The organism is Alcaligenes faecalis (genome assembly GCF_002443155.1).
Taxonomy (GTDB): Bacteria; Pseudomonadota; Gammaproteobacteria; order Burkholderiales; family Burkholderiaceae_B; genus Alcaligenes; species Alcaligenes faecalis.
Genome location: NZ_CP023667.1, coordinates 1,512,773 through 1,525,022 on the forward strand (window position 1 = coordinate 1,512,773; position 12,250 = coordinate 1,525,022).

Here is a 12,250-nt window from a genome sequence, read left to right on the forward strand (position 1 = left end):
TGATATTGTTGCATTAAGGACTAATTAAAAGCTGCTTTTCTAGTCATTTAAATTGGCTTTAGGTAGGTATAAACCCTAGTCCAATCACCTGTTTTCATGCTTAAACTTAGTGTGTACACTACTAAAAAACATGTGGTGAGCACTTTTGATGAGTGCCGTGATTTGGAGCTAACGATGGAAAAAACAGTCAAGATTGCGATTGTAGGGGCCGGTCTTGGCGGAGCCGCTGCGGCGACTCTGTTGCAGCAAGCTGGCTTTGAGGTGGAAGTATTTGAACAGGCGCCAGAATTCTCGCGTTTGGGTGCCGGTATCCACGTGGGCCCCAACGTGATGAAGATTTTCCGCCGCATGGGTCTGGAAAAGGCGCTGGACGATATGGGCTCGCACCCTGATTTCTGGTTCAGCCGCGATGGCGAAACGGGCGACTACCTGTCCCGTATCCCTTTGGGCGAATTTGCCAAGAAAGAATACGGTGCGTCGTACATTACTGTGCACCGTGGCGATATGCACGCCTTGCAAATTGACAGCATCAAGCCGGGCACCGTGCACTTTGGCAAGCGTTTGCAAAACCTGGTGGACCGTGGTGACGACGTTTTGCTGGAATTTGCCGATGGCACCAGCGTGACGGCTGACATTGTGATTGGTGCCGATGGCATTCACTCCAAGATCCGCGAAACCCTGCTGGGTGTAGAAGACCCGATTTACAGCGGCTGGGTGGCACACCGTGCCCTGATCCGTGGCGAAAATCTGGCCCGCTTTGCCGACGAGTTCGAGGACTGTGTGAAATGGTGGACTGACGACCGTCACATGATGGTGTACTACACCACCGGCAAGCGCGATGAATACTACTTTGTGACTGGCGTGCCACATCCTGCCTGGGATTTCCAGGGTGCGTACGTAGACAGCTCGCAAGAAGAGATGCTGGCCGCATTTGAAGGCTATCATTCCACGGTTCAGAATCTGATCAAATCGACCGAAAGCATTACCAAGTGGCCATTGCGCAACCGCAATCCGCTGCCTTTGTGGAGCCGTGGTCGTCTGGTCATGTTGGGCGATGCATGTCACCCCATGAAGCCACATATGGCTCAAGGTGCTTGCATGGCTATTGAAGATGCCGCCATGTTGACTCGCTGCTTGCAAGAGACCGGTTTGTCGGATTTCCGCACGGCCTTTGATCTGTACGAGCTCAACCGCAAAGAGCGCGCGACTCGTGTCCAGTCCGTGTCCAACGCCAACACCTTCTTGCGCACGCAAGAAGATCCGGCCTGGGTTTACGGCTACGACCTGTACGGTCAGGACCTGAAGTCCAGCTAAGCAGTGCCCTGCGCTGAACCCGGGAGCGATCCGGGCTCAGCGCATCAATCTGATCGGGTCCCGCTGTGCCTGACCTCTCTATAAATAGAGCAGGGCATGTCCAGTCGGGAGTCACCGTTGATACATCATTCTTCATCTGTAAACGGTCTGCAGCCCAATGGGGGGAATGCGGACGCGTTCAGGGCCCTGCTGTGTTATGTCAGGCGCTGTTATCAGGCAGTTTTCTGGTTCACCAGGCATACCAATAATTATCTGGAGATATACAAGGTGCATTCATCCATCCAAAGTCCCACGGCTGTGCCTGCAGGCCGGGACGGAAACGGAGATCTCTACAAGAAGATCGTCTGGCGTCTGATCCCATTCCTGTGTTTTTGTTATTTGGCTGCGTATCTGGACCGAATCAACGTAGGCTTTGCCAAGCTGCAAATGCTCGATCATTTGCAGTGGAGCGAGACTGCGTACGGCCTGGGCGCGGGCCTGTTCTTTCTGGGTTACATCCTGTTCGAGGTACCCAGCAACCTGATTCTGGAACGTGTGGGCGCCAAGTTGTGGATTGCCCGCATCATGATTACCTGGGGCATCTTGTCTGGCCTGACCATGTTTGTCACCACACCCACGCAGTTCTACATCCTGCGTTTTGTGCTGGGTGCGGCAGAGGCCGGCTTCCTGCCAGGTGTCTTGTACTACCTGACCCTGTGGTTCCCCACTTACCGACGTGGCAAGATCATTGCCTTGTTCATGATCGGCTTGCCCCTGTCCAGCGTGATTGGTGGTCCTTTGTCCGGCTGGATTATCGGTCACTTTGATCACATGAATGGCTGGCGCGGTTGGCAGTGGTTGTTCTTCCTGGAGGCGATTCCTAGTGTGCTGCTCGGTATCCTGACCTTCTGGGCCTTGCCGAACAACTATCAGTCCGCGAAGTGGCTGAGCAATGACGAAAAGTCTCGTCTGGCTGCGGATCTGGCCGCTGACGATGCCGAAGGCAAGGGCGTCAAGCACAGCTTCAAAGATGGTTTCTTCAACCTGAAAGTGTGGATGCTGGGCGGAATCGACTTCTCCATTCTGTTGGGCACGTACTCCATCAGTTTCTGGATGCCGTCCTTTATCCGTGCGGCGGGTGTGCAGGATCCTTTCCAGATTGGCCTGATGACGGCGATTCCATCGATAGCCGGTGTGGTGGGCATGTTGATGATTGGTGCCAGCTCGGACCGCTGCCGTGAACGCCGTTGGCACTTGATCGTGCCGCTGACCATCGGTGCAATTGCGCTGGTTGCCAGTACCTTTGTGGCGCATCACGCCTGGTTGACGGTTCTGGCCTTCACCGTGGCTTCGGCTGTGATTATGGGTGCGGTACCTGTGTTCTTCAGCTTGCCTGCAACCTTCCTGAAAGGCACCGCTGCGGCAACCGGTTTTGCTCTGGCTTGCTCGCTGGCCAATATCGCCGGTCTGGTCAGCAACTCCTTGATTGGTTGGGTGACCGACCTGACAGGCTCGGGCAGCGCCGCTCTGTGGCTGTTTGCAGGTAGCTTGATGGTGAGTTGCTTGCTGGCTTTCGCCTTGCCAGCCAAACAGGTGAACCGCTAAGTCGCTGTTTGCTCCTGTCGTCTGAAACACAAAAAACATACCCGGTTCACAGCCGGGTATGTTTTTTATGGTTGCGGCGTCTTGGGTACGCCGCTTTGCCGAACCACGGTGTCAGGCTTGTGGCCGAACACCAATCAGGTTCAGGCAGTAACTTTGCTGCCCTGTTGCAACCAGGCCTGCAAATCAACAGTTTCGTACAAAACCTGTGCGCTTAAAACACGTATGCCGTGCGGGCCGCTATCCAGAATACGGTGCTCACCTTTGGCTTGTTGCAGTTCCAGTTCGCTGTCAGGCAGCGTCATCAGGTGGCGGGCCACGGTAAACAGCTGCTCGGGTGGGCAGCAAGGGCTGGATTCAAAGTGTCCGACTTCTTTGCCGTTTTGACGGATGATCAGGCGTAGTGGATTCATGATGTTGTTGCCGTATCGGAGACGGGCCAGTAAAAGTTGTTAGGCGTGGCGCGTGCACCAAAAATAGCTTGTCCAACGCGCACAATGGTAGAGCCTTCGGCAATAGCGACTTCGTAGTCGCCCGACATGCCCATGGACAGCTCACGAATGTTTTCAGCGTGGGCAATGTCGTTGCGCAGCTGATCGCGCAAATTGCGCAGCAGGGCAAAGCAGGGACGTACCCGTTCCGGGTCGGCGTCCATCAAGGCCAGGGTCATCAGGCCTTTGACTTTCAAGGCAGAAAATTGCGGGAGTTCGCGCACGAAAGCATGTACCTCTTCGGGGGGCAAACCAAACTTGCTGTCCTCGCTGGAGGTGTTTACCTGAACGAAAACGTCCAGGCTGCGGCCTTCAATTTGCAGGCGGCGGTCCAGCGCTTCAGCGGTCTTGAGCTTGTCCAGTGCATGAAACTCGGAGGCAAAACGTGCAACGGACTTGGCTTTATTGCTTTGCAGGTGTCCAATAACAGCCCATTCCAAATCCGGCAGTTCTTCGCGCAGGGCTTCGTACTTGCCTTCGGCTTCCTGCACCTTGTTTTCGCCCAGCAATCGGCAACCAGCCTGGTAAGCCAGGCGGATGCGGTCAATCCCGAAGGTTTTGCTGACAGTCAGTAAACGTACATCGCCAGCGGCACGCCCGTAGCGTACGCAGGCAGCATCAATTCTTTGTTGTACCAGGGCAATGCGCTCCCGAAATGCCTCTACACTGGTGGAGGTGGGATAATGCTCGGTGTGAAGTAGATCAGGGGCGGATTCGGACATGGCGCACCAGTAAGGAAGAAAAAAAAGATAAACTCGACCCTGCGGGTCGCGCATAAACTATTATGTCATAGGTCAAAATGAATATCCAGGGAAGCAATGCGAAGGAACTTTTCGATGATATCCGACAGCAAGTGGCACTGGGGCGAATTGCTCCGGGCCAGATTTTGCCGCCGGTACGCGAACTGGCTCAAACACTGGGATTGAACCGGAACACGGTTGCCCTGGCATACAAGCGCCTGGTCTCTGCCGGGGTGGCCGATGCACAAGGCCGTCGCGGTACACGGATTCGTGAAGCAATCCGGGAGCTAGCGCGGGAAGGGCACGGTGCCAGCTCGGCCTTGCAGGATCTGGCCAGCGGTAATCCGGCGTTGGGCTATTTGCCGGCCCCTACCCAATTGATAGCCGGGGTGCGGGGCCAAACCCAGGCTCTGTACGGCGCCGACCCGTTGGTGCCTGAACTGCGCGCCGTATGTCAGCAGGTGTTCCATAAAGACACCCCCCCCGATACTGATTACCACGTCAGCTATGGCGCGGTCGACGCGATTGAGCGTTTACTGCAAGCCTTTTTGCTGGCAGGCGACAAGGTCGGGATTGAAGATCCCGGCTATCTGAACAGCATCAACTCCGTGCATACATTGGGCTACAAGCCAGTGGGGATTGAGGTGGATAGCGAAGGGATCGTGCCAGCCTCGCTGGAAGCGGCTTTGGAAGATGGTTTGCGCGCCTTGATTCTGACTCCGCGTGCGCACAACCCTACGGGATGTTCGTTAAGCCGTGCCCGCGCCAAGCAGATCGAGCAAATTCTGAAGCAGTATCCCGAATTGCTGTTGATGATTGACGACCACTTCTGGATGCTGGCCAGCAGTCCTTACCGAAACGTGATTCCTGCCGATCATTTGCGTTGGGCCTTGATCCGTTCGGTGTCAAAGGGCCTGGGCCCGGATTTGCGCGTCGCCCTGGTGGCTTCAGATCTGCAAACCAGCGAACGCTTGTCGCAGCGTCTGGCTTCGGGGGCTCAATGGGTCAGCCATCTGTTGCAGCAAATGGTGGTTCATGGTCTGACGGATGCCGACATCAAGGCGCAGACTCGTGTTGCACAAGCCGCTTACGTACAGGCTCGTGCCGATCTGATGCAAGCCCTGAAAAAGCAGAGCATTCCTTTTTGGGATAGCGAGGAAGGCTTCAATCTGTGGATTCCGCTGGATCGGGAAGCCGAGCCGGTATTGGCAGGCTTGGCCGCACGTGGTTGGCTGGTTCGATCCGGACAGGTCTTTGGGGTGAGCAATCCCGCTCAAGGCTTGCGTGTCAGTTTTGCGAATCTGGATGTCAAAGATGCGCAACGCTTTGCAACCGATTTGGCTCAAGTTCTGCAAGAACGCTATTAGTCACTATCTTGCTGCTTCTAACGGAGTAGCAAGATAGTGAACTCTCTTACGCGCCCATCCAGATAGTTAATAGGGGCGCTATTTTTATGGGCGCAAGATGCTTATTTGGCGGGCCGATTGCTGATCCATTGCACCGCCAGCACACTGCCCATCACCAGAATAATGCCCAGCAGGCTGGAGCCTGTCATGGCCTGACCCAAAATCAGCCAACCCAGAATCACGGCGGTCAAAGGGCTAAGCAGACCCAGCGAGGACACGGCCACAGAGGGTAAAACGGCAATTCCGCGGAACCACAGGGTATAGGCCAGCAGTGCACCGACCAGACACAGGTAGAGATAGCCGCCGATTTGTACGCCGCTCAGGGAACTGTCCAGCGGCGGGTCCAGCAATAAGGCCAGAGGGGCCAGCATCAAGCCACCCAGCATCAGTTGCCAGGCTGTGAAGGCCAGAATCGGCATGCCACTACGCCAGCGATGCGACAAGTAAGTGCCCATAGCCATGCACAAAGCGCCGACAATTGCCGCGACCATACCCCAGGTATCCCATTGGCTCTCTGGCGATAGCAGCAAAATACCCATGCCGATAATGCCGACCACGCAAGCGACTAAAGCCATGGTGACCGGGCGTTTACCTTCCAAAGCCCAGGCCAGCGCAATCACGACCAAGGGTTGAGCGGCCCCCACAACGGCAGCCAAACCACCTGGCAGGCGATAGGCTGCGACGAATAGCAAGGCCTGAAATGCCCCGATATTCAAGGCCGCCAGAATCAGGGTCTTGCCCCAGTCGCCTCGGGCAGGCATGCGCCGACTCCACAAGAGCAGCATGACGCCAGCCGGAAAGCAACGCAAAAAGGCCGCGATAAAAGGGCGGTCGGGCGGCAATATTTCTGTGGTCACAATGTAGGTAGAACCCCAGATGGCGGGCCCCAGGGCGGTCAAGGCCGTCACCAGCCAAAGAGAAAGTCGGTTCATGGTAAAAGTATCTTGATGTCGAGATAAATGACAGTGTAGGGATGATTTATCTTAATATCAAGATAAATATCGACAACGAGAAATCATGAGCGAAGAACACGACGCGGTAGACCTGATCATCAATCAGTGGCGCGAACAGCGGCCAGACTTACAGAACCTGGAGGCCATGGCCTTGCTGGGCCGCATGACGCGCTGCTTCCAACTGGTCCAAAAACAAATGAGCGAAAACTTCAGGCGTCATGGCCTGCAGTTGGGCGAGTTTGATGTGCTGGCCAGCCTGCGCCGTTCCGGCCCGCCGTACACCTTGGCACCCACCGCTTTGTTTTCCACCTTGATGGTCAGCTCCGGCACCATGACGCATCGCTTGCAGGGCCTGGAAAAGCAGGGCCTGATCGAGCGCATTGCCGACCCGGAAGATGCCCGCCGTATTCTGGTGCGTTTGAGCCCGGCGGGTTTGGCCTGTGTGGATGCCGTTGTGGTGGACCATTTGGCCAATGAAGAAAATTTGCTGGAGGGTCTGGATGCCACGCAGCGGCAAAGTCTGGATACCTTGTTGCGCGACTGGATGCGTTTGTTGGAGTCGCGCCCGGCTTGAAGGAATGCTAAAGTAGCTGGATATATACACAGCCTACTTATGACCCCGCCCGAGCTTCCTCCTTTTTACTATCTGCATAATTTTCATCAGGTTTTGCAGTGGGTACAGCACGCCAGTTCCGACCTGCTGGAGCCTGAACACGTCCAGTGCGGCCATCGTTTTGTGCATGCTTCCCAGCCTGCACAAGCCCTGTTGGTGCGCTTGCTGATGCGTAAAGGCCCGGTATTTCGTATCGACAAGCTGCGTTATGCCGAGATCGAAAACCTGGATGCGGCAGTGCAAGAGCTGGCAGCGTGCGAGCTGATAGAAACTGATCCTGAACTGGATCTGGAAACTTTGTTTGCTGTCCATACGGTGCCCGAACTTCGTCGCCTGTTTAGTGATCTGCCAGCCACCGGGCGCAAATCGGACTATCTGGAGTGGATTGGGCAGGCTCATGGTGACCATGCCCGATCCTTTCGGGAGTGGTGTGCAGACTCAAGCCTGCAAGCTCCGACGCTGCGCCTATCACCGCAAGTCATGCATTGGGCACAGCGTTTGCAGCTGTTGTTCTTTGGTAATCATTACCAGGACTGGTCCGAGTTCGTGCTGAGCGATCTGGGCTTATATCGCTACGAAACCGTGGTTCTGGATCAGGCCAGCCGGGCGTTTCGCCACAATGAGGACGTGCGCTTATATGAAACCTTGTCCGAGCTGCGAGACGCACAGGATGAGGCCGATCCGGATCTGTGGGCCCAGCGCTTTGCAGCCGTCCAGGCCATTGAGACCGACAGCGACTGGCTTCAACGACGCAAGGCGAAAACCCTGTTTCAGCTAGGTCAACAAGCCGAACGTCAACATTGGTGGACCTTGGCCGAACAAGCGTATTTGCACACAAGCTGGCCGGGAGCCCGTTACCGCCAATTGCGGGTACTGGAGCGTCAGGAGAATCATCAAGGCGCCTGGCCCTTGTTTTGTCAGGCCTGGAACCAGCCTGAAAATGAAAGCGAAACCCAGAAGTTGCTGCGTATGTTGCCTCGCATGCGTCGCAAACTGGCGGTAGAAGCTCCGCCCAGCTCGCCGTCCAATAAACCGGCAAGCCGCACGCAACGTAGTGATCTGGTTCTGTTTGATGATGGAAATCGGGTCGAGTCGCAGGTATTGGCCCATTGGGACAGTCCTTTGGCTCCGGTGTTTTACGTAGAGAACGCCTTGTTCCCGGCCTTATTGGGTTTGTTGAGCTGGGATGCCATTTTTGCTCCCTTGCCCGGCGCGTTTTTCCATCCTTATCAAGCCTGTCCGGCCGATTGGGGGAATCCGGATTTTGTGTCGCGCAGGCAGAACTTGTTTGATCAGTCTTTAAGTGTGCTGGACGGCGCAGACTATAAAACCGTGATCTGGCAACGCTGGCAGGAAAAGCGCGGCATACAGTGCCCCTTGCTGATCTGGCCCGCCTTGGATGAATCCTTGATCGAGCAGGCCTTGCATTGCATTCCCGCCCAGCATTTACAGCTGGTGTTCAAGCGCATCTTGCAGGATTGGCGGGACAACCGTTCCGGCTTGCCGGATTTGGTGCGCTTCATGCCTGCCCAGCAAGGCTATGAATTGATTGAAGTAAAAGGCCCCGGAGACCGCTTGCAGGACAATCAGCGACGTTGGTTAAGTTATTTCGAGCAGCACGCCATCCCTGCGCGTGTCTGTTATGTGACACGGCCTGAATCCACATGAAAGCCTGGACGGTCGGCGTACGAGCCTTATGTGAATTTACCGCCCGTAGCGGGGATCTGGACCTGCGTTTTACACCTGCGGCCACGGCGCAAGAAGGTATGCTGGGCCACCAGCAGTTAAAGCTGCGTCGCCCCGAGCATTATGAAGCCGAAGTGCCGCTGTCATATGAGATGGAAGGGCTCTTGGTGCGTGGGCGAGCCGATGGGTTTGATCCTGTCAGCAATTGTCTGGAAGAGCTGAAAACCTATCGGGGTGCTTTTGATGCCATCCCCGAGCACCATAGACGCCTGCATCAGGCGCAAGCCAAGGTCTACGCTGCCATGTTGTGCCAGGAACGCGATTTGCCGGGGATGACAGTCAGCGTGGTGTATTACCACGTGGACAAGCACAAAGAGACCAGCATCTCCGAGTATCTGGAGCGCACGGATCTGTGGGCTTTTTTTGAGCAGCAATGCCGCGCTTATGTCGCGTGGGGGCGGCAGGAGCAAAAGCACAGGCTTGCACGCGATCAGGCTTGTACAGCCCTGCAGTTTCCCTATGAGCAGTTTCGTGCGGGTCAGCGGCAACTGGCTGTAGCTGCGTTCCGGGCTCAGCGCGATGCACAGTGCCTGTTAGCGCAAGCCTCCACGGGTATTGGCAAAACTTTGGCAGTCATATTTCCCGGCCTGAAAGCCATGCCGGAGGCGGGACTGGACAAGCTGTTTTATCTGACGGCTAAAAACTCGGGTCGGCAAATGGCGCTGGACGCCTTGCAGCGCTTAAGCCCGGACGGTGAGGGCGCGTGGCGGGTGCTGGAAATGGTGGCTCGCGACAAGCAGTGTCCCAATCCGGATAAAGCCTGTCATGGCCAATCCTGTCCCCTGGCCGAAGGATTTTACGATCGCCTTCCTGCTGCTCGTCAGCAAGCTCTGGAACAACCCATGTTGACTAGCCAGCGCTTGCAGCAAGTGGCCAGTGAACACCAGGTCTGTCCCTATTACTTGAGCCAGGAAATGCTGCGCTGGGCGGACGCCATTGTGGGCGACTACAACTATTTTTTCGACACGCATGCGGTGCTGTATAGCCAGACTCTGGTCCAGCAATGGCGCAGCGCTGTTCTGGTGGACGAAGCACACAACTTGGTAGAACGCGCCCGCTCCATGTATTCCGCGTCTTTCTCGCAAGTGCAGCTACGTATGGCGCGTAAAGCCGCGCCTTCGGCCTTGAAGCGTCATTTCGCTCCCTTGACTCGCTTGATGGAGGACTTGATACCCGAGGAAGGCGGCGACCAATGGGGACTGGAAAAAATCCCGGAGGATTTGCTGGAGCAGTGCGAATATCTGGCTGCCCGTTTAGGGGCCTATGTGGCTGAGAACCCCATGCCACAAGACAGCCCCTTGCTGCAGTTTTATTTCGAGTTGCTGTACTTTGTGGACCTGGCCGGACAGTTCGGCTCGCATTCCTTGTTTGATATTTTGGCGCAGCGCGATGGTGTACTCCTGAACCTGCGCAATATCGTGCCTGCTCCATTTCTGGCCGAACGCTATGGCGATGCGCACGGTGTGGTGCTGTTCTCCGGCACCATGAACCCATCACAGTTTTATCGTGATGTCTTGGGTTTGCCGCCAAGCACGGCTGAGTTGAACGTGGCATCCCCTTATCGGGCCGAGCAGCTACGGGTACGCCAGTATGCTGGCCTGTCCACGCGCTATGCTGACCGGGCCCAGAGCCTGAGCGGGGTCTGCGACATTGTCGGGCAGGCCTATCAAGAGCAGCCGGGCAACTATCTCTTGTTCTTGAGCAGCTTTGATTATCTGGAGCAGGTCAGCCAGGCCTTGCAGGAGCGCTGGCCGGATATGCCGCTTTGGCATCAGCAACCGGGCATGAGCGATCTGCAAAGAACGCAGTTTCTGGACCGCTTTACGCTGGACGGGAGGGGAGTGGGTTTGGCAGTGCTGGGAGGGGCGTTTTCAGAAGGGGTAGATTTACCCGGTAAACGCTTGATCGGTGCTTTTATTGCCACCTTGGGTTTGCCGCAATTCAATCCGGCCAATGAGTCGGTGCGGCAAGTCATGGCCCGGCTCTTTGGGGAGCGGCGGGCCTATGACTATACCTATCTGTATCCCGGACTACGCAAGATTACACAGGCCGCGGGTCGTGTGATTCGCGATGAACTGGATCAAGGCTTTGTGTATCTGCTGGACGAGCGCTATGGGCAGCGGCGGGTGCAGCAGCTGCTGCCGGACTGGTGGCAAATTGAGCAGGTGCGGACTGACGCTCGTTCTGGGCAATCACTTCGGTAATGATTTGTGCGGTGGCGGCTGACAGCGTCCAGCCCAGGTGACCGTGGCCGGTGTTGTAGTAGACGCCCGGGCGGCTGCCTGCTTTTACGCGCGGCATCATGTCCGGCATCATGGGACGCAAACCTGCCCACGGTACAACACGGTCGGTCGCCGCATCGTGGAAGTTGCGACGGGTCCAGTTGGTCAGCGGAGCAATACGGTCGGCGCGAATGTCCTTGTTGGCGCCGTTGTATTCCGCCGTACCGGCCACACGCAGGCGATCTTTGCCCAGGCGGCTGGTCACAATCTTGGCTTCTTCGTCCAGCAAGCTGACCCAAGGGGCTGCATGTTGGGCTTCGGGCGTATCCAGGTACACCGAGATCGAATAGCCTTTGACGGGGTAGATATTGATGTAGTCACCCAGCATATGGGCCAGATGACGGCTGCCTACGCCGGCGCACACCACCAAAGAATCGACAGACAGCGTATGGGTGTGGGCTTCAGCGCCTTCACCGGTACGCAGCTGGATACGATGTGGTGGGCCGCAATCAATACCCAGAACTTCTGTATCTTGCAGGAACTTCACGCCGCGCTTGGCGCAAGCATTGGCCAGGCCGCGAGTGTATTTGTGAATATCGCCCGTGGCATCCGAAGGCGTAAAGAAACCGCCGTAGTAAGTGCCTTGCAAGGCAGGTTCGATCTGGTGGATTTCTTCGTTGGTAACGGTACGGCGCTCCAGACCGCCTTTTTGCAACAGCTGGCTGACTTTCTTGCCAGATTCAAAGCCGCCGGGGGTGTGGTAAATGTGCAGAATGCCGCGCTGTTCCAGGTCGAAATCAATGTTTTCGTCCTTGGCCCATTGGTACAGATTCTCGCGGGCGGTAATGGCCAGCTTGACGGTGTCCACGGTGTTGCGCTCGTAACCGGAAATCGCGCCTACAAACTGCGCCATCCAGCTGTATTTGTGCCAGCTTGGCTTGGGGTTGAACAGCAGTGGGGCGTCTTTGCGCATCATCCATTTCAAACCCTTGAGAATGGTGCTGCGGCTGTTCCAGACTTCGGCATTGCACGCGGACAACTGCCCGCCGTTGGCGAAGGAGGTTTCCATCGCGGGGTAGCGCAGGCGGTCGATAACGGTAACTTGATAGCCTTTCAGGCTGAGGGCGTAGGCGGTGGTGATTCCGGAAATACCGGCGCCAATGACGGCAATATGCGACATAACA

Annotated in this window: 9 protein-coding genes and 1 pseudogene; 6 read left to right on the plus strand and 4 right to left on the minus strand. The window is 56.2% G+C overall.

Translation table 11 applies throughout. The features are described from left to right. Window positions 1-174 precede the first annotated feature (174 nt). Window positions 175-1,314 carry an FAD-dependent monooxygenase gene (locus CPY64_RS06945; RefSeq protein WP_009454531.1) on the plus strand — a complete coding sequence of 380 codons (1,140 nt, stop codon included), beginning with the start codon at window positions 175-177 and terminating at the stop codon, window positions 1,312-1,314. Between the two features lie 267 nt (window positions 1,315-1,581). Next, entirely contained in the window at window positions 1,582-2,898 is a 1,317-nt protein-coding gene (locus CPY64_RS06950; protein ID WP_042480076.1) for an MFS transporter, read from the plus strand. 140 nt (window positions 2,899-3,038) lie between these two features. Here the strand turns inward: CPY64_RS06950 and CPY64_RS06955 are convergent, their stop codons facing one another. Together CPY64_RS06955 and CPY64_RS06960 are read right to left on the minus strand one after the other, a co-directional pair. After that, window positions 3,039-3,308, minus strand: a complete 270-nt coding sequence (locus CPY64_RS06955) for a hypothetical protein (protein ID WP_042480079.1) — start codon at window positions 3,306-3,308, stop codon at window positions 3,039-3,041. Beyond that, on the minus strand, window positions 3,305-4,108 hold the full coding sequence (locus CPY64_RS06960) for a YggS family pyridoxal phosphate-dependent enzyme (protein ID WP_042482054.1): 804 nt from the start codon (window positions 4,106-4,108) through the stop codon (window positions 3,305-3,307). The genes CPY64_RS06955 and CPY64_RS06960 overlap by 4 nt, the downstream gene beginning before the upstream one ends. A 77-nt stretch (window positions 4,109-4,185) precedes the next feature. Between CPY64_RS06960 and CPY64_RS06965 the strand changes: the two genes are divergently transcribed. Continuing rightward, window positions 4,186-5,493, plus strand: coding sequence for an aminotransferase class I/II-fold pyridoxal phosphate-dependent enzyme (locus CPY64_RS06965; RefSeq protein ID WP_042480083.1), 1,308 nt, complete (start codon window positions 4,186-4,188; stop codon window positions 5,491-5,493). Between the two features lie 101 nt (window positions 5,494-5,594). Here CPY64_RS06965 and CPY64_RS06970 read toward each other — a convergent pair whose 3' ends face one another. Continuing rightward, complete coding sequence (locus CPY64_RS06970; protein WP_042480084.1) at window positions 5,595-6,464, minus strand: EamA family transporter; 870 nt, start codon at window positions 6,462-6,464, stop codon at window positions 5,595-5,597. 85 nt (window positions 6,465-6,549) lie between these two features. On the opposite strand from CPY64_RS06970, the gene CPY64_RS06975 reads away from it, so the two are divergent. From CPY64_RS06975 to CPY64_RS19180, 3 genes and pseudogenes are all read left to right on the plus strand, one after another. After that, window positions 6,550-7,059: a MarR family winged helix-turn-helix transcriptional regulator gene (locus CPY64_RS06975; protein ID WP_042480087.1), complete on the plus strand. Its 510-nt coding sequence runs from the start codon at window positions 6,550-6,552 to the stop codon at window positions 7,057-7,059. A gap of 39 nt (window positions 7,060-7,098) precedes the next feature. Continuing rightward, a complete protein-coding gene (locus tag CPY64_RS06980; RefSeq protein WP_042480089.1) occupies window positions 7,099-8,766 on the plus strand; it encodes a VRR-NUC domain-containing protein in 1,668 nt (555 codons plus the stop codon). A gap of 797 nt (window positions 8,767-9,563) precedes the next feature. Beyond that, window positions 9,564-10,940: pseudogene (locus CPY64_RS19180) on the plus strand (ATP-dependent DNA helicase); the annotation flags it as partial. On the opposite strand, the gene CPY64_RS19185 reads toward CPY64_RS19180, so the two are convergent. Next, window positions 10,885-12,246, minus strand: a complete 1,362-nt coding sequence (locus CPY64_RS19185) for a D-amino acid dehydrogenase (RefSeq protein ID WP_080723668.1) — start codon at window positions 12,244-12,246, stop codon at window positions 10,885-10,887. The pseudogene CPY64_RS19180 and the gene CPY64_RS19185 overlap by 56 nt on opposite strands. Window positions 12,247-12,250 lie beyond the last annotated feature (4 nt).

What these genes read in the sequence shown, in the direction of transcription:
- CPY64_RS06945 (WP_009454531.1), top strand. Translation starts at nt 175, where the DNA reads ATGGAAAAAACAGTCAAGATTGCGATTGTAGGGGCCGGTCTTGGCGGA.
- CPY64_RS06955 (WP_042480079.1), bottom strand. Translation starts at nt 3,308, where the DNA reads ATGAATCCACTACGCCTGATCATCCGTCAAAACGGCAAAGAAGTCGGA.
- CPY64_RS06960 (WP_042482054.1), bottom strand. Translation starts at nt 4,108, where the DNA reads ATGTCCGAATCCGCCCCTGATCTACTTCACACCGAGCATTATCCCACC.
- CPY64_RS06965 (WP_042480083.1), top strand. Translation starts at nt 4,186, where the DNA reads ATGAATATCCAGGGAAGCAATGCGAAGGAACTTTTCGATGATATCCGA.
- CPY64_RS06970 (WP_042480084.1), bottom strand. Translation starts at nt 6,464, where the DNA reads ATGAACCGACTTTCTCTTTGGCTGGTGACGGCCTTGACCGCCCTGGGG.
- CPY64_RS06975 (WP_042480087.1), top strand. Translation starts at nt 6,550, where the DNA reads ATGAGCGAAGAACACGACGCGGTAGACCTGATCATCAATCAGTGGCGC.
- CPY64_RS06980 (WP_042480089.1), top strand. Translation starts at nt 7,099, where the DNA reads ATGACCCCGCCCGAGCTTCCTCCTTTTTACTATCTGCATAATTTTCAT.
- CPY64_RS19185 (WP_080723668.1), bottom strand. Translation starts at nt 12,246, where the DNA reads ATGTCGCATATTGCCGTCATTGGCGCCGGTATTTCCGGAATCACCACC.